The 20,609-nt window shown below is 58.5% G+C and carries 15 protein-coding genes; 8 read left to right on the forward strand and 7 right to left on the reverse strand.

Annotated features, from left to right (window positions below):
* The first annotated feature begins 79 nt into the window (after positions 1-79).
* Complete coding sequence (locus AC5S27_RS15295) at positions 80-2,161, forward strand: alkaline phosphatase family protein (RefSeq protein WP_493935434.1); 2,082 nt, start codon at positions 80-82, stop codon at positions 2,159-2,161.
* Positions 2,162-2,245: 84 nt separating this feature from the next.
* Here the strand turns inward: AC5S27_RS15295 and dnaE are convergent, their stop codons facing one another.
* Positions 2,246-5,767: a DNA polymerase III subunit alpha gene (gene dnaE, locus AC5S27_RS15300; RefSeq protein WP_493935435.1), complete on the reverse strand. Its 3,522-nt coding sequence runs from the start codon at positions 5,765-5,767 to the stop codon at positions 2,246-2,248.
* Positions 5,768-6,595: 828 nt separating this feature from the next.
* Positions 6,596-8,485: a tRNA nucleotidyltransferase/poly(A) polymerase family protein gene (locus AC5S27_RS15305; protein ID WP_493935436.1), complete on the reverse strand. Its 1,890-nt coding sequence runs from the start codon at positions 8,483-8,485 to the stop codon at positions 6,596-6,598.
* Between the two features lie 212 nt (positions 8,486-8,697).
* Between AC5S27_RS15305 and AC5S27_RS15310 the strand changes: the two genes are divergently transcribed.
* The 4 genes from AC5S27_RS15310 (at position 8,698) to AC5S27_RS15325 (ending at position 12,682) form a co-directional block, all read left to right on the forward strand.
* The gene (locus tag AC5S27_RS15310) at positions 8,698-9,252 is read left to right on the forward strand and encodes a DUF6982 domain-containing protein (RefSeq protein WP_493935437.1); all 555 of its coding nucleotides are present in this window, start codon (positions 8,698-8,700) and stop codon (positions 9,250-9,252) included.
* Between the two features lie 46 nt (positions 9,253-9,298).
* On the forward strand, positions 9,299-10,324 hold the full coding sequence (lpxD, locus tag AC5S27_RS15315; RefSeq protein ID WP_493935438.1) for a UDP-3-O-(3-hydroxymyristoyl)glucosamine N-acyltransferase: 1,026 nt from the start codon (positions 9,299-9,301) through the stop codon (positions 10,322-10,324).
* On the forward strand, positions 10,321-10,689 hold the full coding sequence (locus AC5S27_RS15320) for a hypothetical protein (RefSeq protein WP_493935439.1): 369 nt from the start codon (positions 10,321-10,323) through the stop codon (positions 10,687-10,689). Before lpxD ends, AC5S27_RS15320 begins: the two co-directional genes overlap by 4 nt.
* A 124-nt stretch (positions 10,690-10,813) precedes the next feature.
* Positions 10,814-12,682, forward strand: coding sequence for a sensor domain-containing diguanylate cyclase (locus AC5S27_RS15325; RefSeq protein WP_493935440.1), 1,869 nt, complete (start codon positions 10,814-10,816; stop codon positions 12,680-12,682).
* Between the two features lie 73 nt (positions 12,683-12,755).
* On the opposite strand, the gene AC5S27_RS15330 is transcribed toward AC5S27_RS15325, so the two are convergent.
* The 5 genes from AC5S27_RS15330 to AC5S27_RS15350 all read right to left on the reverse strand — a co-directional run bounded on the left by AC5S27_RS15330 (position 12,756) and on the right by AC5S27_RS15350 (position 18,031).
* Positions 12,756-13,712, reverse strand: a complete 957-nt coding sequence (locus AC5S27_RS15330) for a hypothetical protein (RefSeq protein ID WP_493935441.1) — start codon at positions 13,710-13,712, stop codon at positions 12,756-12,758.
* A 137-nt stretch (positions 13,713-13,849) separates the two neighbouring features.
* On the reverse strand, positions 13,850-14,767 hold the full coding sequence (gene ftcD, locus AC5S27_RS15335; protein ID WP_493935442.1) for a glutamate formimidoyltransferase: 918 nt from the start codon (positions 14,765-14,767) through the stop codon (positions 13,850-13,852).
* 29 nt (positions 14,768-14,796) lie between these two features.
* Positions 14,797-15,423 (reverse strand): acyloxyacyl hydrolase, encoded by a 627-nt coding sequence (locus tag AC5S27_RS15340; protein ID WP_493935443.1) that lies wholly within the window; start codon positions 15,421-15,423, stop codon positions 14,797-14,799.
* Positions 15,424-15,595: 172 nt separating this feature from the next.
* Positions 15,596-16,345, reverse strand: a complete 750-nt coding sequence (locus tag AC5S27_RS15345) for a YebC/PmpR family DNA-binding transcriptional regulator (protein ID WP_493935444.1) — start codon at positions 16,343-16,345, stop codon at positions 15,596-15,598.
* A gap of 123 nt (positions 16,346-16,468) precedes the next feature.
* Positions 16,469-18,031 carry a histidine kinase N-terminal 7TM domain-containing diguanylate cyclase gene (locus AC5S27_RS15350; protein ID WP_493935445.1) on the reverse strand — a complete coding sequence of 521 codons (1,563 nt, stop codon included), beginning with the start codon at positions 18,029-18,031 and terminating at the stop codon, positions 16,469-16,471.
* Positions 18,032-18,255: 224 nt separating this feature from the next.
* Here AC5S27_RS15350 and AC5S27_RS15355 point away from each other — a divergent pair, with 224 nt between their 5' ends.
* The 3 genes from AC5S27_RS15355 to purQ are packed head-to-tail and all read left to right on the forward strand — an operon-like array spanning position 18,256 to position 20,607.
* On the forward strand, positions 18,256-19,263 hold the full coding sequence (locus tag AC5S27_RS15355) for a hypothetical protein (RefSeq protein ID WP_493935446.1): 1,008 nt from the start codon (positions 18,256-18,258) through the stop codon (positions 19,261-19,263).
* A gap of 21 nt (positions 19,264-19,284) precedes the next feature.
* Complete coding sequence (locus tag AC5S27_RS15360) at positions 19,285-19,869, forward strand: DUF1990 domain-containing protein (protein ID WP_493935447.1); 585 nt, start codon at positions 19,285-19,287, stop codon at positions 19,867-19,869.
* A 42-nt stretch (positions 19,870-19,911) separates the two neighbouring features.
* Complete coding sequence (gene purQ, locus AC5S27_RS15365) at positions 19,912-20,607, forward strand: phosphoribosylformylglycinamidine synthase subunit PurQ (protein ID WP_493935448.1); 696 nt, start codon at positions 19,912-19,914, stop codon at positions 20,605-20,607.
* Positions 20,608-20,609 lie beyond the last annotated feature (2 nt).

Here is a 20,609-nt window from a genome sequence, read left to right on the forward strand (position 1 = left end):
TTTTTTACGCCTGCTTCATACAATCTTCCCGCTGACTGTTGAAGGTTAGGGCTGGCCTTCTAGTGGCCCAGGAGATTGTATGAACGTGTTCCGCCGAAAGTCCGCAGCACTTGCTCTTAGCTCTGCAGTTGCATCCATTTGTTTCTCGGCTTTGGCTGTCAACGCCGCGCAGCCTGTCAGCCCGGCCCCCGCCAAACGCAACGTCATCCTGTTCATCGCCGACGGCCTTCGCCACGGGTCTGTGAACGCTACCGACGCGCCTACACTGCTGGCCCTGCGCACCATGGGCGTTCATTTCATCAATAGCCACAGCATCTTCCCCACGTTCACCACTGCCAATGCGTCGGTGATGGCAACGGGCCACCTGCTCGGCGACACTGGCGACTTTAGCAACACGCTGCATCCCGGCTTCGCCATCTTCAACACTGGCAACTTCGGCAAGCCCACGGGCACTTTGACCCCTTTCGTGGAGAGCGACCAGGTTCTCGCGGACCTTGATGACCACTTCAATGGCAACTACCTGAACGAAGAGACCATCCTGGGCCTGGCGCGCAAGAACGGATACAACACCGCAGCCATCGGCAAGGTTGGCCCCGTTGCGATCTTCGACGTCTCCCAGCTTGAACCGTCGGGCAAGAACTTCCAGTTGCCCATGACCGTCATCATCGACGACGCCACCGGAACCGCTGCCGGCGTTCCGCTTCCTTCCACGATTCTTTCAGCGCTGACCTCTGCAGGCCTACCCACGACCGCTCCCAACCGCACCAACGGCGCAGCAGCCACCAGCCAGCAGAGCAATGGCTTCTCCGGCAACAACGTCACCCCTGGCACCCTGGCCGCGAACCTCACCCAGCAGCAGTATTTCGCCGACACCCTCACCAAGGCCGTACTCCCTACTTTCCTCGAGAATGGCCAGCCCTTCATGGTTGTTTTCTGGTCCCGCGATCCCGACGGCTCGCAGCACAACCAGGGCGACAGTCTCAACACCCTGACCCCTGGAATCAATGGCCCGACCTCCAAGGCCGCGGTCAAGAACGCCGATAACAATCTTCTGCAGATTCTTCAGTTTTTCCAGGCGCATCCTGAGTTGATCGCAAACACCGACGTCTTCGTTACCTCCGACCATGGATTCTCGACCATCAGCCATCACGAAGTCGATGCTTCAGGCGCTAACTTCGTCAACGACTATGCCTCAAAGTGGATCTACCGTGACGCCACCAAGCGCCAGGAAGTGAACACCGGCTTCCTCCCGGTTGGCTTTCTTGCAATCGATATCGCACACCACTTCGCCCTGCCGCTTTACGATCCGGACAACCAGATCCTTGGCTCCGACGGCATCACCCCTATGTATGAGCCGGTGAATCCGACCGTGAATTATCAGACCGCCACTCTGCGGCAGCATCCTGTCAGCGGAAACGGCATCATCGGCGGCACCGGCTCGATTCCCTCGAGCGGCGAGTCGAAGGACGCCAAGATCATCGTCGCCGCCAATGGTGGTTCCGATCTGATCTACGTGCCCAGCCACAATCCCGCCACCGTGGAGAATCTGGTTGCCTTCCTGCGCACACAGAACTGCACCGGCGGCATCTTCGTCGATGACGACTTCGGTTCCATCCCGGGCTCTCTGCCACTCAGTTCCATTGGTCTCAAAGGCTCCTCACCGCTGCCCACGCCGGCCATCGCGATCAACTTCAAGAACTTCGCTTTAGACGCCGCCAATCCCAGCCAGACTCGCGTAGAAATTGCTGATAGCAGCCTGCAGGAAGGCCAGGGCATGCACGGTAGCTTCAGCCGTGGCGATACTTACAACAACATGGCCGCCTACGGTCCCGACTTCAAGACGAAGTTCACAGACTTTGCGCCCATCAGCAACGCGGATATCGCCCTTACCATCGCCAAGATTCTCAACCTCGACCTGCCCGCAACTGGCAAACTCACAGGACGCGTACTCAGCGAAGCCCTCGTCGGCGGCGCTGCTCCCTCACCCACGCCGCACTACGTAGTGCGTAAATCGCTTACCGGTGACAACGAACGCACCTATCTGGTCACCCAGTGGTTCGACAACGTCACCTATTACGACTCAGCCTGCCTGCTGCCCCTTGCGTCCGGCGACGGAAGTGGTGACTCGACCGTCAGCCTGACCTACAATCCCTGCGACTAGTCCGGTCAGTTCCAAAACATAAGCCTGCGGCTCTCACGCCGCAGGCTTATTCCTTGAACGATGAGAGATTTATCGAGGAGAACCCTAACTAAGTACCTGCACTGCCCCTTTACCAAGCAGTTCTTCAATGGACTCGACCCAGCCTCGGTCGGCTGCGACTTTGCTGCCAGAGGGCTCAAGGATGACTTCGTACTGACCTTTCTTTTGGAGGTGAATCATGACCTTGCCGGGTCCTGGAGCAGCATCGATTTTGCCTTTGAGCGAGTTGAAGAGCTGTTCGCTGGCGATGTCCATGTTGAGGCGCAGGCGCACGGCGGAGGGCAGGCGAATTTGCACATCATCGAGAGGTTGCAGGCCGCTGATAGCGAGCTTGGGGGCTGACTCTTCTTCGCCGATGAGCGTGCCTCGCAGCAGCACCGCGGCTTCCGTCTTGAGCTGGTCCTGGAGCTTGTCGAAGTCCTTGGCAAAGCAGATGACTTCGAGCTTGCCGTATGAGTCTTCGATGTAGCCCTGCGCGTACATCTTGTCGTTACGCTTGCTCTTCTGCGAACGCATGCCGACGAGCACTCCGGCGATGGAAATTTCATCCGAAGGATCGCGCTGCTGGCCCCACTTCGGTGCCGGCGGAGGTTTCATTTCGAGGGCTGCTGCAGTGCTCACAACGTTCGAGAGGTTGCGCAGTTTTTCGGCATACTTGTCCAGCGGGTGTCCACTGACGAAGAATCCCAGAACTTCCTTTTCTGCGGCGAGGCGAATGTTCTCTTCCCAGTCGGCGACATTGGGCAGCGCGTCGGGACTGTGGCCCTTGGTGGGCAGTTCGTTGAAGAGGCCGAAGAGGCCGTGCTGGCCGGATTCGGAGTCCTTCTGCGCTTTCTGGCCACGTTCGATGGCGCGATCGACGACAGCGGTCAACTGCGCACGTGTGCCCATCGCATCGAAGGCGCCAGCCTTGATCAGCGACTCCAGAACGCGCTTGTTCAGCAGGCGCAGGTCAACTTTTTCGCAGAACTCCCAGAAGTTGGTGAAGGTCTTCCCTTCCGCTTCCAGATCGCGGCGAACGGCGAGGATGGATTCGATGGCGTTGCCGCCGACGTTCTTGATGGCGGTGAGGCCGAAGCGAATGGTGTCGCCGCTGGGCGTGAACTGCGCATCGGAGTAGCGGACATCGGGCGGGGCCACGGTGATGTCCATTTCCTTGCATTCCTGGATGTACTTAACGACATTCTCGGGCTTCGAGATTTCCGAGCTCAGGAGCGCGGACATGAACTCGACGGGATAGTGCGTCTTGAGATACGCAGTCTGGTAGGCAAGACCAGCGTACGCAGCGGAGTGCGACTTGTTGAAGCCGTAACCGGCAAACTTTTCCATCTGGTCGAAGATGTCACCAGCGGGATCTTTGGGCAGGCCTAGGCCGGCGGCGCCTTCCATGAAGCGGTTGCGCTGCTTGGCCATTTCATTGGGATCTTTCTTACCCATGGCGCGGCGCAGGAGATCGGCCTCGCCGAGCGAGTAGCTGGCGAGCACGTTGGCTATCTGCATGACTTGCTCTTGATAGACGATGACGCCAAGAGTTTCTTTAAGCAGCGGCTCCTGTTGCGGAAGCATGTACTCAACCTTCTTGCGCCCCCACTTACGCTCGATGAAGTCATCGATCATGCCGCCCTGGATTGGACCGGGACGATAGAGGGCGTTCAGCGCGGTGAGGTCTTCGATCGAATCGGGTTTATAGCGCCGCAAAACGTCGCGCATGCCGCCTGATTCAAACTGGAATACACCCGAGGTCAGCGCCTTATGGAAGATTTTCTCGTAGGTGGCCTTGTCATCGATTGGGATCAGGTCAATGTCGATCTTGACGCCACGATTTTTCTCGATCAGCTTCAACGCGTCATCAATGACTGTGAGCGTGGTGAGGCCGAGGAAGTCCATCTTGAGCAGACCCATCTTGTCGATGGCGAACATGTCGTAGGCCGTCACGATTTCGTCATTCTTGGTCTTGACGATGGGGACAAGTTCGGTCAGTGGGCGCGGCGCGATGACGACGCCGGCGGCGTGAACACCGGAGCCGCGTACCAGGCCTTCGAGCTTCTTCGCCGTGTCGATCAGCGACCGAATGCCAGGGTCCGAGTCGTATAGCTTTGCCAGCTCGGGCTGCTCTTCAAGAGCCTTATCGATGGTGATGCCGATGGTCGCCGGGATAAGCTTGGCGATACGATCCACGTCGCCGTAGGGCATATCCATGGCGCGGCCGCAGTCTTTGATGGCGGCCTTGGCGGCCATGGTGTTGAAGGTGATGATCTGGGCGACCTGCTCGCGGCCGTACTTGCGCGTGACGTACTCAATCACCTCGCCACGGCGGTTCATGCAGAAGTCCACGTCGATATCAGGCATGGAAACGCGTTCCGGATTCAGGAACCGCTCGAAGAGCAGCGCGTTCTGAAGCGGATCAACGTTGGTGATCTCCATGACGTATGCCACGAGCGATCCTGCGGCCGATCCACGGCCTGGGCCGACGGGAATTCCCTGCTCGCGGGCGTAGCGAATGAAGTCCCAGACGATGAGGAAGTAGCCCGAGTACTTCATCTGCTTGATGATGCCGATCTCGCGTTCCAGGCGAGCTTCGTACTCGTGGATCGGGTGGCGCAGTTGGCCGCGAGACTGCAGATGGGCGATGCCGGTGGCCAGGCGCTTGCGGTAGCCTTCGCGGCAGATCTCTTCAAAGAAGCTGTCGATGGTATGACCATCCGGAACAGCAAATTCCGGGAAGGGATTATCGACCTTGTTCAGCTTGAGATTGCAGCGCTCTGCGATGGCCTGCGTCCGCTGGATGATGTCAGTGCGGTCAGGGAAAAGCCGCTCCATCTGGTCGGCGGATTTGACGAAGAACTGGTCGCCGTCAAAGCGAAAACGCTCCTTGTCCTGAACCTTCGAGCCGGTCTGGACACAGAGCATGGTGTCATGGGCGGTGTGGTCGTCTTCGCAAAGGTAGTGGGAATCGTTGGTGGCGACGAGGGGGATATCGAGCTCGCGCTCGATCTTGAACATGTCGGCATGGATGCGCTTTTCCATTTCGAGACCCTGGTCCTGGATCTCGAGAAAGAAGTTGCCGCGACCGAAGATGTCTTGGTATTGCAGCGCGCTGGCCTTGGCGGCATCGTAGTCGCCCTTGAGCAGGTGTTCGCTGAACTCGCCAGAGAGGCAACCGGAGAAGCCGATGAGGCCATTGGCATGCGATGCGAGGTACTGCTTGCTGATGCGCGGCTTCTTGTAGAAGCCATGGACGGACGCTTCCGACGTGATGCGGATCAGGTTGCGGTAGCCTTCTTCATTTTGCGCGAGGACGAGCAGGTGGTTGTACTTGTCGCCGCTGGGGTCGCCGCGGTGGTCTTCCTTTTTGCAGACGTAGAGCTCGCAGCCGAGGATGGGCTTGATGCCCTTCTTCTTGGCGGCGTCAAAGAAGTGCACGGCACCGTAGATATTGCCGTGGTCGGTGATGGCGACAGATTTCTGGCCGATGGAGGCGACGCGGTCGACGAGTTTGTCGACGTCGCAGGCGCCGTCGAGGAGAGAGTAGTCCGTATGGAGGTGAAGATGGGTAAATTCGGCCATGATTTTGGTATCGCTCTGAACCCATTTTAGGCGCTTGACGATATCGCTGACCGGGGCCTGCGGAAGGGCGGCTGAGGAAAACGCGGCACGGAATTGCTCTCTGATCGAATCCCGGTGAATTCGAGTATGATTCGCGCATACGTCAATTGGAGGAGATCGATGCGGATAGCATTGCGAGTCGTAGCCATACTGCTGATCGGAATGGGTGCCGTGTGGATTCTGCAGGGCATCAACGTTCTGCCAGGAAGCTTCATGACCGGGCAGATTCAGTGGGCCTACCGGGGTGGGTTTACCGCCCTTGTAGGTTTGGGTTTGTTTCTTTTTTCATTACGGGCACGTTCCCGATAAGGGACCTACAGGCAGATCCGGATGGCCAGGCAACCTTTTTTCTTCTGATTCCATCGCACTTATGTTCTCATCAAGTTAGACTCAGCACTCCGCACGCGCCTTGGGAAACTCAGGCAGAGAGCTGCCACCTAACCTCTAGGGGCGATGAATGAATCCCGCTTGTCCTAAGTGCGACTCGACTTCCACCCGTCGAAGAGCACGAGCTAAATCTCTCGGGCACAGGTTGATGTACTTTTTCGGGCTGTTCCCATGGGAATGCCTGACGTGCCAAAAACACTTCTTCAGCAGCACCCGCCATTCGCGATCGAGACGCAATCCCCTCGGTGAGGTCTACACGGGACCGGACACCAAACATGTTGTTAAGCCCGGTTCTGAAGAGAGTCATTCACAATAACCGTTGCACTACAGAGTCGGTCTACGTCGAAAACACGAAATCCGGAGCGCCGGCTCCGGATTTTGTATTTTTGGATGTGGACTGACTTACTTCTTCTTTGGTGCCTTGGCGGGCTGAGCCTTGGCCGACTTTTTCGCGGCTGCCTTCTTGGCTGGCTTTGGCGGCGCCTCATCAAAATCTGAATCGGCATCCGAGTCGTCGATTTCGACGATAGGATCGGACTCGTCAAGGTCGGCGGGATCGCTGGGCTCATCAAGGTCGAGCTTCAGAGCCAGAGCTTTCAGACCAGCGCCCAGGGCGGTGGACGAGTCCCGCTTGGACTCGTCGGAACGTCCCTTGCCTGCCTTACCCTTCACAGCCTTACGACGGGCGGGTGACTCATCGTCTGAATCGTCGTTCTCCTCATCCTCGTCATCGTCCGCGTCCAGTTCGTCTTCAACCATGCCAGGTGCGAAGACGTCGTCATCATCCCCATCAGCGACTGCGATGGATGTACGGGGATCGTCAATAGCCAGATCAAGATCGTCGCCGCCGAGGTCAAGACTGTCGAGATCGTCGTCTTCCTCGTCCTCATCCTCGTCCTCGTCGTCGCCTCCAAGGTCATCGGCGTCCTCATCGTCATCCTCGGAGGCGCGGGCTTTGGACTTAGCCTCTGCTCCCTTCTTGGCGCGGGTACGCTTGATGGTGACAGGCGGCGGAGGTGCGGGTGGGGAATGCGGTTCGAGCAGCGCCTTCATCTCATCGGTCGTGGTCAGGCCACCATCGATGAGTTGCAGGAAGATTGTCTTGACCAGTTCCGCGTATCCGGGTAGCTCGGGAGTAATGCGCATTTCGAGCATGAGCGCATACGGAACCTTCTGGCGAGCCTGAGGCCATACCTTGAGGAAGTTCTCGTACCTTTCCTTGACCGCAGCCTGCTTGCTGGTGAAGCCGAGCCAGAGGACGGCTTCCGCAGCATAGGTGGTGAAGAGGTTGTAGGTCGCCGACGGGGTAGCGTTTTCCTTCGAAAGCAGCACCTTGGCGAATTCCGCAGCGGAAGCATCGAGGTGGTCCCACTCTTCAACGAAACCGGGGCGGAGCAGGTGCTTCTTCAGATCAGCGAGGTCCTTGGCGGCCAGCTTGGCCGTAAGCAACTGCATCTGTGCTGCTGAAACGTCGGGATGGACCCCCTGCACCTGCAGCTCGATCGACAGATCATGGAGCGCGGTGAGCTTATCAACATCAGCCTTGGCGGCGGTCCAAGCAGCGAAGAGATGCTGCATCCAGCCTTCGGCTTCGAGGGCAGCAAGAACTTTCAACGGCTCTTCTTCGTGGCCTATTTGTTCCAGCTCGCGTGCGCGCTCATCGGCAGGGAGATGCTCGATGACATCTTCGCCCTTGGCATTCTCGTAGCGAATCTGGGTTCGCTCTTCGAGCTCGAAGCCGAGCCGGGCCTTAAGCCGGGTGGCTCGAATGAGGAGTGCGGGATTGTCGAGGAAGCCGTAATTCGTCACCAGACGCAGCAGGCGAGCTTCGATGTCGGCAACTCCATTGGATGGGTCCATCAAGAGGCCGTAGGAACCCTCGTTGAGAGAGATGGCCATCGCATTGACGGTGAAATCGCGCGAACGCAAATCATCCTGAATGCTGGACCAGTGGTACACCGGTTTGCCGGACTTTGGGTATTCGACGCGGCGGCCGCTGCGGAGGTCGAGACGTACATTCCCCGGAAAACAAAGGTAGAGGATACGCGAAGCGGCATCCTCACCCCAGATCTTGCCGCCGGCAGCAGTGATGGCGGACTTCAGATCCAGTACGTTGCCGTGAACGACCACTTCCAGATCGCGGACCGGATTGCCGCAGGTGAGATCGCGCACAGCATCGCCGGTGAGAAAAACTGTCTTCTGGGCTTCGCGGGCCAGATCCCTTACCGTCCGCAGTGCGTTTTGCTGGAGGACGGACAATCTGTTTTCCAGCAAATAAATATAGTCAGGCATTCTTCGTTCACTACTCCTATTTCACGGCTCCGGCGGGCCCGTTGCCCGCTCGCTTAGGTACAAGTATCTGATGCAGCAACGCTTAGAAAAGTTCACAAGGCAGGCTGCGACCAAAGTACGTTAACACACCGTAACCAGCTTGGCTACAGCGCAAGGACCAAATCTCGCGTCCGAAGCGAGGAAACGTCCCAGCTCATGCGACAATCCACCCTGTGAGTGCTGCCCGTAAACCCGTGATCGTGCGCAAGTTGAGCCGGGACTGGATCGCCGGGTACGCTGCTGCCTCATTCGATTCGTTAGACGCTGGCCAGGAACATCTGGAACTACTGGATACGGCCGGGAAGCTGATTCGGATTGACTGGGAGCAGGTGAAATGGGTCTGTTATGTGCGTGAGATTGCGGAATCGGCCAACGGCGCCGCTTCCCAGCCGGAGCGGCTGCTGCGAAAGGAATTCAGCGGGCGGCCCCGTATGTCCGGATTATGGGTGCGCCTGACGCTAGAGGACGGGGATGAGCTGGAGGGAATTGCAGCCAATGACCGTTCGCTGATTGCGCCCGCCGGTGTGCTGCTGACCCCGCCCGACACCCGGTCGAACACACAGCGGGTGTTTGTGCCGCGCGCCGCGATCCGCGAACTCACTGTACTGGGAGTCATCGGACCTGGAGCGCGGCGCCGCCAGAGGGACACGGCCCAGGCTGGCGTCGCCTCGCAGGAACAGCCCAGCCTCTTTGCAACGGAGCCCGAGGACGAGCAGACTGGCGCCTGACCCTCGCAGGCAATGACCGACCGCCAATTCCGTTACAATCGCATCCATGAAACTGGCGGAATTAGCGGCGCGGCTGGGCGCGGAGTTGCGTGGCAACGGCGATGTGGAAGTGACCGGCGTGCGGGGGATTGAAGAGGCCAGGTCCAGCGAAGTGACATTCGTCGCCAATCCCAAATATGCCGCACTGGCGCGGACAACCCAGGCAGCGGCAGTGCTGGTAGCACCGGATTTTCCCGAGATTCCGACGGCAACCCTGAGGCTCAAGAATCCCTATCTGGCCTTCTCCCAGGCGCTGGGCATCTTCTATCAGCCACCTCGCTATGAGCCGGGGATTCACCCGACTGCGGTGATTGACCCGTCGGCGAAGATTGGCAAAGGAGCGCATGTGGGAGCCTACGCAGTCATCGGACCTGAGGTGCGGGTGGGTGATCACGCGACGATCCTCCCACATGTGGTTCTGTATTCCGGAGTCGAAATTGGCGATCACTTCTTTGCCCATGCGCATGTAGTGGTGCGAGAGGGTTGCGTTCTTGGCGACCACGTGACCCTCGAAAATGGTGCGATTGTGGGCTCGGACGGCTTTGGATTTGCGAAGGACAACGCAGGAAGCTGGCAGAAAATTCCTCAGTCGGGGCCTGTGCGCATCGGAAATCATGTCGATATTCAAGCTAACGCCTGCATCGACCGAGCCACAGTTGGGGCGACGGAGATTGCCGACGGCGCGAAGATCGACAATCTTGTCCAGATCGGGCATGGTTCCAGTGTGGGAAAGAACACACTCGTCTGCGCGCAGGCCGGTTTAGCGGGATCTTCTGTCGTGGGTGCGAACGCGATTCTCGCCGGGCAGGCGGGCGTTGCGGGACACTGCACTCTTGGAGACGGAGTGATTCTGACGGCGCAATCCGGTGTTTCGCATGATGTGCCGGCGGGCAAGATGCTCTCCGGATCGCCAGCCTTCGACAATCGCACATGGCTGAGAGCCATGGCGACGCTGCAACGACTGCCAGAGATGCTGAAACGCCTGAGCCGCCTGGAAAAAGCGGTGGCCAGTGGAAACGAGGTAGAAGGGTGAAGCACGTTGTACGAACGATGGGTCTCTGGGTTGCCGGACTAGCGTTACTGACAACCTCGGGGTGCAAGAGCTACTGGATCGACAGCAGCATCGAAAATCAGACAGGTGAGGCAATCCACGAGTTGGAGGTGGATTACCCGACGGCCAGCTTCGGCACCAACAAACTGGCTGTGGGCGCCTCGATGCACTATCGCTTTCAGGTGAGGGGCTCGGGACCGGTGAAGGTGGAATATACGACCGAGGCCGGAAAGACTGCTCACGTCCAGGGACTGACGCTGACGGAGCATCAGCAGGGGCAATTATTGATCCGGCTGCTTCCTGCAGGCAAAGTTGAGTTCTCTCCAAAACTCGAACCTGCCTCATAATGGATTTCAACGTGATTCAATTGGCTTTCTTGTACGCCGCGAACTAGTTTGCGGAAGCTTTGCCGGTTCAATTGGCATCAAGAGGCAGGGCTTTCAGCAATGGCCTGACCACTGGAGGACTTACGTGCCAACGGACACTGACAGATCGCATTGGTGGCGAACGTATGGCTCCATGCTGCGGCTGGCAGGGCTTTTCGTCAGCGTCATGTTGTCTATTCTTTGCGTCGGCAGTTTAGAGCGGACTTCGAGCGGGTCGAACATCATCTGGCTGGCCAATGGCTTGGTCCTTGCGTTCCTGCTACTGGTTCCACGATGGCGCTGGCCTGTTTATGTTTCTGTTGCGTTTGTAGCGATGTTCGTAGGCAGCGTGCTGATCGGCGAGTCGCCGCAAATGAGCCTGTTCTACAACTGCCTGAATGTAGTGGAGATCTTGATTGGGGCGCTGCTACTTAAGCGCAAGTCGACTTCCCTGCCCTTTTTCACGAACGCACGATACCTGATCCGCTTCATCGGGTTCGCTTGCCTGCTTGGACCTGCAGTGGCAGGCGTGCCTTTTGGTATTTACAAGCACCTGGTTGATCACAAAGACCTGCTCGACGTTCTGTTGAACTGGACGGTTAGCGACGGGCTAGGCATCGCCGTGGTCACGCCAACATTTGCAGCAATCCTGCAGAGCCGGATGAGGAACTCGCATCTGCTGCGGCGACGGTGGATCTACCCGGCGATGGTCGTGGTAGTCACGGTGATAGTTTTCAACCAGACCCGGGCGCCGCTGTTGTTCCTGGTATTCCCCTTCCTGGTACTGGTGATTACACAGATCGACCTGGGCTGGGCGGCGCTCTCGACGCTGGTGATGGCGCTGATCGGCGGTGCCTACACGGTACGCGGCAACGGACCGCTGGCGCTTGCGACGAACGTCAGCCTGGAGTCGCGCGCGATCATCCTCCAGCTTTATGTTGCGGCGGCCATGTTCACGCTGTACGCGATCTCCATCGTCTTTGGCAATCTGCGCTCGATCCAGGGGGAACTGCGCCAGATTGCCGCTCTGCACAAGCTGGTAATGGACAATTCCCGCGACGCCATCGTCCTCGGCGATCTTGACGGGCGGCATACCTATGTTTCTCCGGGAATTCGCGCCCTGACCGGCTGGGAGCCACAGGACCTGGTTGGCCGGCTTATCAAGGAAATCATCCACCCGGCAGATGTGGCGGAAGTTGAAATGGCTCTGCGAGCGCTGCGAGCCGGCTCAGAGGGCGGAACCCTCGAATACCGGGAACGCAAACGCGATGGCGAATATTTCTGGGCGGAGGGCAGCCTGCGCGTCTACCGCGATCCGGCGACTGGGCGACCCATCGGATTTCTGAACCTCGTCCGCGACATCTCGGAGCGCAAGCGCACCGAAGAACATTTGCAATCCGCCTACCGGGCAATGGAGACGCTGGTGGTCGTCGATGCGCTGACAGGCATCGCCAACCGGCGTCGATTTGACGACGCGCTGGCGACGGAGTGGCGGCGGGCCCTGCGCGAGGGCAGCAAGTTGTCCCTGCTGCTGATCGATGCGGACCACTTCAAACGCTACAACGACACCTACGGCCACGTGCGAGGGGACAGTTGCCTCAAGCAGATTGCCGAGGCAGCGTTGGACATTGTGCTGCGGCCGGGCGACCTGGTGGCTCGGTACGGCGGTGAGGAGTTTGCGGTAGTGCTGCCGGGAACGGATGAGTCGGGAGCCAAGGGCGTTGCCGAGGATATCTGTCAGGCGGTACGCAACCGACGTTTGCCGCATGAGGGCAATGCTCCGGGCATTGTGACTGTGTCGATTGGCTGTGCGACGATCGTTCCCCAGCGCGGCAAGACAGCCCAGGACCTGATCGAATCTGCCGACCAGGCGCTTTATCGGGCAAAAGGCCGCGGACGCAACCGGGTGATCGTTGCGGGCGTTCCCTTCCGGCCGGAAGGAACGCCGGTGGTTCTAGAAGTGCCCAAGAAGTAGCGGCGGGCAATATAAAGAGGCAGGATCCAAGATCCTGCCTCTTTTGTATTGTCATCCTGCTTTGCTGCTGGATCTATCGCGAGACCATGCTCTGGAACATGGGCGACTTCAGCAGAGTGTTGAACTGCGCGTCGGTGCTGGCAAAGTGCACGTCGAGCCGGCCTGCGTTGGAGCGGATGACTGTTTCGTCGAGCGCGGCCTTTTCTGTTTCCGTTCCGCTCATCTTCTTGTAGAGAACAGCGGCGTTCAGGAGCGAGGAAACCGAAGCAGCGGCAAAGTTGTCGCCAGTCACAACTGACATGTCGAATTTCACGCCATGCTGGAAGTTCATCGAATAGTAGCTGGCCGACATGCGCTTCTTGACGGCATCGAAATCGGCAACCGAACCGGCTTCGCCGAGAACCTGCTTCATCATGGTCTGGGTTCCCTTCTGATCGAGGACGCTCCAAAGAGGCTCGGTGTCAACGGTGCGCATGGAATCCATAACGCCGTTGTTGGTCAGCAGGTTCGGCATGACTCCGTCACGTGCGTCAAGCGCCTGCTTCACTGCGGAAAGTGCGCCGAAGACCATCGTAGACTCATCGAGGAAGACAACGCTCATGCCTGAGCTACCCAGCGGATAGATACGGCTGCCGCGGACGAGAGTCGACTTGAGCTTTTTCTTCTTGAAGTTGCCAACCACGTCATCGACGGGAAACTGACCCTGGGCGATGCCGATGGTTCGCACGTCATCGGTTCCCGTACCGGAGCGATAGAGAACGAAAGCAAGCTGCTCCAGGTCCTGGTTGTCGTTCAGGCCGGACTTGCGAAGAGCATCTTCGAGCTGGGTGAGTTCGGGCGGCATCACCTGACCGCGCAGTTCCATGGCAGCCGATGAGTTCTGCATGATGCGATAGTCGATGACGACCAACTGCTGCACGTCATGCGGAATCGCCGAACGGGCATCCGAAGATAGCTGAGCTGCCGACGCAGAAACAGACCCAAGCGCCACAAGAGCCGCGGCAGTCATACCCAGAAAACAGTGTTTCATTCCAATCATTCCAGTATTCCCTTTCGAACCGAGTGCCATGCTTCGGTTCCTTTTTTGAACCTGTTGATCCTATTTTGCGCCAGAATTGAGTGCGATCCGCGGAATTTCGCCCGAAAGCTCCATCCCAGTCCCCAAAACTACTCTTCCGGCCACTCCTGCGGGCTTTCAAGCCGGCGTTCCAGCACTTTAGTCGCCGGATCAAACCCATTTAATAGACGCATCCAATCGCTATCCTGCTCATAGGCGACCTGTGGAAGCAAACCGATAATTTCCGCTTCGACCGGCTCAGCCTTCAGCTTGTCGGCGAGGCGGCACACCTGCGCATAGACCTTGGAGACCGGCGTGGCCTGCAAATCGGTTACATTCATCGTCAACTGTGCCCGGCCATGCGCCAGCACTCCTAACGCTTTGACGCCCTTCAGGCCCCCAGAGGAAGCACGGAGGTCTTTCGCAATGGACCTCACCAGGGAAACGTCCGTCGAATCGAAATAGATGTTGTAGGCGACAAGGAATTTGCGCGCTCCGACAGCGCAGGCTCCAGCTGTGGGATGGAGCCCGGGGCCTCCGACGTCGGGGCGGCGCCTGGGCTGCGTTCTGACGGCCTCACGCAGCTCTTCAAACTGACCTCGGCGGACGTCTTCAAGATTCGCCCGATCCGGGCGTGCTGCGGCCGCCTCGTAGAAATAGACCGGAATGCCAAAACGCTTCCAAATTTCTGCCCCCGCCTGGCGGGCGAGCAAGGCGCACTGGTCGAGCGAGACTTTCAAGACGGGAACGAAGGGGATCACGTCCGCAGCGCCGATGCGGGGGTGGACGCCTGTCTGCCGGGTCAGGTCGATCAGTTCCGCTGCCTGACCAACCGCCCGCACAGCCGACTCGACGATGGCCGCCGGCGGTCCGGCGACGGTGATCACGGAGCGATTATGGTCAGTGTCCATGGACCAGTCCAGGAGACGGATGCCATCGACCCGCATGGCTGAGACGATGGCCCGGATGCAGCCTTCATCGACACCTTCGGAGAAGTTGGGTACACACGCTACGACTGGTCCGTCCATCAAAGCTCCGCCCATTTATCTAGTTCGTACTATTTCCACCAGGTGTAGCCGAGCTGAAACTGCACGCTGGCGTTCACGCCGGGATTCTTGTCACCCAGGGATGCCGACGATATGTGTTCGAGGTTCAAAGCAAAGTCCACGGAACGCGCCGGTCGCACGAAGTAATGAAAACCTGCGCCTGCTCCGGAACGAAAATTCCAAACGGACGTTCCACCGGGCGTTCCCTCCGGAACTTCGACTGTCGGAGGAAATTTGTGACTCGTATAGAGCACCCCGGCCTGCGCCTGAAACCACGGAAGGACCCGTTTCTGTTCCTGCCCGAAATTCCAGCGAAAGACCACAGGCGTCACGCTCGCACCGGTGAATGTACCGCCGCCAATGCGTTCGGTCAACGTTCCATCGCCGGATGCCACAATCACGTTGTGCGCGGCTGGGGTGTAGGCCTGGAAGAGTGGCATGACATTTACGCCAAGTTCGAATCGGCCGGAGAACGGTCCAGCGTGGGCCATCGGCGTCATGACCCGCCCAGCCTGAAAGCCAGCGGCGAAAAAGTGGAAATCAGTACGGTCGCCGACGCCATTGCCGTAATTCACAAAGGGTCCGAACTCCCATTTACGCGGCGCCAACGAATTACCATTCGCGGTCTGCGCGGACATTAGAGCTGCGGTTCCAAACAACACCGCAATGGTCAAGCTTCTGGTAAGAAATCGCAACAAGATATTCCCTCTTCTCTACGCTGTATCGCTATCAGTCATTGTGGCAGAATCTCGCCGCACAACAAAGGCCGCCTCGATCAGGCGGCCTTCGCAGGATTCCGGAATCTCCCGGCTATTTCGTGGCCGCTTCCATCGCTGCTTCGTCCATGTCGAAGTTGGAGTAGACATTCTGCACGTCGTCCAGGTCTTCGAGGACATCGAGCATCCGCAGCATCTGGTTCGCAGCGCTACCTTCGAGCTTCGTATAAGTGGAGGCCACCATGGTGACTTCGCTCATAACCGTAGGAATCTTGGCTGCCTTGACAGCGTTCAGAACCGATTCGTAGGAGTGCGGGTCGGTTAGGATCTCCCAGCTTTCGCCCTCGTCCTTCAAATCTTCGCCGCCCGCTTCGAGAATGATCTCCATGAGCTGATCTTCTTCGGCCTCGGTCTTCTCGATGGCAATGACGCCCTTCTTCGAAAACATGAAGCGCACCGAACCGGTCTCGCCGAGGTTGCCACCATTTTTGGAGAAGGCAAAGCGAACTTCGCTCACGGTGCGGTTGCGATTGTCAGTCAGGGTATCGACGATCACCGCAACGCCGCCGGGGCCGTAGCCTTCGAAGGAGATCTCTTCGTAGTTTGCGCCTTCAAGCTCACCCGTACCGCGCTGGATGGCGCGCTTGATATTGTCCTGGGGCATGTTCTCGGCCTTCGCGGCGAGAATGGCCGAGCGAAGGCGGGGGTTGCCGTCAGGATCTCCACCGCCGGTCTTGGCGGCTACGGTGATTTCCTTGATCAGGCGAGTGAAAATCTTGCCGCGCTTGGCATCCAGCGCGCCCTTTTTGTGCTTGATTGTGGCCCATTTGGAATGGCCGGACATTGGGAGACCTCAGTGCAGATAACGATATGTTGGCGCGGTTAGCAGAGATGATTCGCCGCGCCTGACCCAACAGAGTATAGCATTCTGCGGGGTTTTCGCGCGTCGTCGGGGGCAGGCTAAGCCTTAGACCACTTCGACCCGGTTGCGTCCGGCTGCTTTGGCGCGATAGAGGGCGAGGTCCGACTTTTTCAGAAGCAGTTCAGGAACAGCTTCGACATCTGCGTTATGGCTGGTGACGCCGATGCTGATCGTGAGGGGGATGAGAGTTCCATCCACTTCAATAGGGCTCTGGCAGATCGCCAGGCGCACGCGTTCGGCGATGATGCTTGCACCTTCCGGAGGAGTTTCCGGCAGCAGGATAGAGAACTCCTCTCCGCCGAAACGGGCGAGCAGATCCGTCTTGCGCAGACTGCCCAGCAGGCGATTAGCGATACAGCACAGTACCGCGTCTCCGACTGGATGACCGTAGCGGTCATTGACCGTCTTGAAGTAGTCGAGATCGATCATCATGACGGCAAGCGGAGCACTGGTGCGACTGAAGCGGAAGCACTCCATCTCAAGTGCCTTCTGAAACAGCCTGCGGTTAGCTACACCGGTCAGCGGATCGGTGTCGGCGCGCTGGCGCAGTTCCTCACGGAGGCGAACCTGGGCAGTCACATCGGCAAAAATCACGGCACGGCCAAGCTGCCGGGCACCGGCGTAGAGCGGCCAGTACTGAACCTCGTAGGATTTGCCGTCCACTTCTCCGCCCACGCTCACCTCGCTGTGGAGATCGGCATGCGCGCCCTCCACCCGTACTCCCTCTGCCTGGCCGAGCGCACTCGCGAGCCCTGGCGTCTTCGCCAGCATCTCTGTGATGCCGGTCCCGATGCTCCTCTCGTTCAGCTCAGGCAGCAGAGCCATTGCCGCCGGATTGAAGTCCAGGAGCCGGTCATGGGTATCCAGAATCAACACCGCGTCGCGAATGCTGTTGAAGATGAGATTGCGCGCAAGAGGCGCAAGGTTGAAGATGCCGTACCTGAAAATGCCGTAGTAGATCAGCACGCACGTAACGCCAAGAGTGATCGGCGTAATATCCAAGCCCCAGGGACTCAGGTTGGCGAGGTAGATGAAGTAACCCACAAACGGCACAAACGAACTGCATACCAGGATGAGCGCCTGCCTGCGGTAAAGCGGAGAGGCATGGCGCAAGGCTGAAATGTACACCCACGAGCCCGCCAGAAACGCCACCAGCAGATAGGCATTGTCCAGCATGGAAAGCGGACCGCGCTGCACCTCAAGAATCCAGAAAGGCGACCGCGCCACCATGGACATGGGACCGCTGTAGAAGAGGTTGTGGTAATTGGTAAAGTGACCGACCAGAGTGATCACTGGAATGATGAAGAGAAGCGGCGTACTAAGTTTCAGCCCGTTATGCTTACATGCGGCCAGCACCCAGAGCGCACCTGCCCAGGGGAGCGCGAGGTATTCAATATGAAGCCAGAAAAGCGCATTCGGAACGGTGCTCTGGGCCATCTCTCCGGCGTAACCGAACGTGTACACGGCCATCGAGGCGACAAGGACAGCAAAAGCGGTGGCTTCTGGCGCCTCCTTACGTCGGTTCCAGGTTATCGTCGCCAGAAAAGCCAGCAGCAATGCGATTCCTGTCAGCAGAAACCGGGCAAGGACGACGATCTCGGTACCCATGAACACCTATAACGCGTAGAAACCGGGCAAATAGAGTTAGTTTTACTGCAGGAAGAATACAGGACCATCAGCTGAAGGGGAAACCCTCTTGATTTGCGTTGCCTCAATTGGTCATCCCCCTGATCAGGATAACGAGCGGCAATTTGCAACTCTCGTCCCTCGTCCGATGCTAAAGCACTCGTATTGGCCATGACATACTGATCGTTCATCGTCATAGGAGACTTATGGAAAAGCTAGCCCGACAGTGGAAGCGAGTGGATGTGTGGCTCCTCAGCGCCCTGAACGGAGCTTTGCTGGGCTGCTTTCTGCGCTTGATCTTCAATCCTCGCTGGGATAAGTGGGGATGGTCCGGCTATGCCGATGCGGTCGTATCGTTTGCGTTTCTTGCCATGGTCCCGCTGGCCATCGGATACCTCGGCGTCCGCAGGTATTTGGCGGGCATTTCCCCACAAAGCCCTGTCTGGTACAAGTGGCTCTTTCTGCCCTGGGCTTCCGTACTGGCATCCATGGCGTTCTTCATCGTCGTGGCGTGGGAAGGCGTGGTCTGTCTTATCTTCGCCGCTCCCATCATGCTCCTGTTTTCACTGCTTGGCGGCATCGCCGCCCGCGTTGCCTGGGGCAGGTTCCGCAAACGCTCGCCGGGTACCATGAGCGCATTCGCGCTCCCCCTGCTCATCCTGATGCTGGAAACACAGATCCCATCGCCATGGCAGATCCGCACCGTGAACACCGAGATCCTCATCCACGCTCCAGCCAGCACTGTGTGGGACAACATCAAGAGCGTGTCGGCGATCCAGCCAGCCGAACTACCCGCCTCCTGGGTCAGTACCATCGGCTTCCCACGGCCAATTGCAGCCACCCTATCTCACGAAGGCGTCGGTGGTGTCCGCCAGGCCAGTTTTACCGGCGGACTTCTCTTCACCGAGACTGTCAACCACTGGGCCCCTGAAAACGACCTGCAGTTTTCCATCCGCGCCAACACAGACGCGATCCCGGCCACTACGCTTGATGAACATCTCAAGATCGGCGGAGAGTTCTTCGACGTCCTCGACGGCGAATATCGCCTCGAACAGCGCCCCGGCGGCGTCCTGCTTCATCTGGCCAGCCACGAGCGTCTGTCCACGCACATGAATTCCTACGCCTCCTTCTGGACGGACGCAGTGATGCGATCCATCCAAAACGAAATTCTGGTCGTCGTGCGCAACCGGTGCGAATCTCAGAACCATCGCTAAGACCGTGCCATACTGAGGGCAATGTTTTCCCTCCAAAGGCCGGCCGAATCTTCCATTCACCAGTGGCTGGAAGATGCATGGGAAATGCCGCTCAACTATCGTCCCGTGCGAATGACCGAGAAGGGTCTGGATGTCTCCGCGACGCCAAAAGGCTTCGTTCGCGACCACACCCGAACCGGGATCGGTCGCGGCAAAGAAGCTTTTACGGCCGCAAAAGTGGCTTTCCGGCGTTGGACACAATTTGATCTAGGTTGGGTGCGCGTCGCCAATCTCAATGTACCGATTGCCCCTGACCAGACTGTCGCGGTCGAAGCGCATACCCTCGGCATCTGGTCTATCAATATCAGCCGCATCCTCTACGTCATCGACGAAGACGACCGGTTTGGATTCGGTTACGGTACAACGCCGCTGCATGTCGAGCGTGGCGAAGAGCGCTTTCTCATCGAATTCGATCCGGTCTCCGGCATCGTCAACTATGACCTGCTTGCCATCTCGCAGCCTGCGCACTGGATGGCAAAGCTCGGCTATCCCTACACGCGCAGCCAGCAGCGGCGTTTTGCACGGGAATCGCATCGTCGCATGCGGGAAGCAATCAGCGGAAGCTGAGCGGAATCGTTCCGTTTCATCAATCACTGATAATCTAGAGATATGAAATTCGGTGTACTTGTCTTTCCCGGGTCGAACTGCGACCACGACACCTACAACGTGATCGCCGAGATCGCCCACCAGCCAGTCAGCTTCCTTTGGCATGATTCCGAGGATCTGGGCGGCGTGGACGCCGTGCTCGTTCCCGGCGGATTCGCCTACGGCGACTACCTTCGCACCGGCGCCATCGCTCGCTTCTCGCCCGTCATGCAGTCGGTCAAGAAGTTCGCCGCCGACGGCGGGCTGGTGCTCGGCATCTGCAACGGCTTCCAGATCCTCGCCGAATCCGGCCTGCTGCCGGGCGCGCTCATGCGCAATGCCGGCCTCAAGTACATCTGCAAGCAGGTCCATCTGCGCACGGAAACCGCCAATAGCGTCTTCACCAGCCAGCTCACCCCCGGCGAAGTGCTGCAGATCCCCATCGGCCACATGGAAGGCAACTATTATTGCGACGCCGAGACGCTGCGAGAACTCGAAGCCGAAGATCGCATCGCCTTCCGCTACAGCTCCCCTGCAGGCGAAATCACTGCTGAAGCCAATCCGAATGGGTCGCTCGGCAACATCGCCGGCATCCTGAACGCGGGGCGAAACGTACTCGGTATGATGCCCCACCCCGACCGTTCCAGCGAACAGTTGCTCGGTTCATCGGATGGACTTAAGATCTTCGCTTCCATGATTTCTGCCCTGGCTACGCGCTAGAA

Source organism: Acidicapsa borealis (assembly GCF_059115245.1).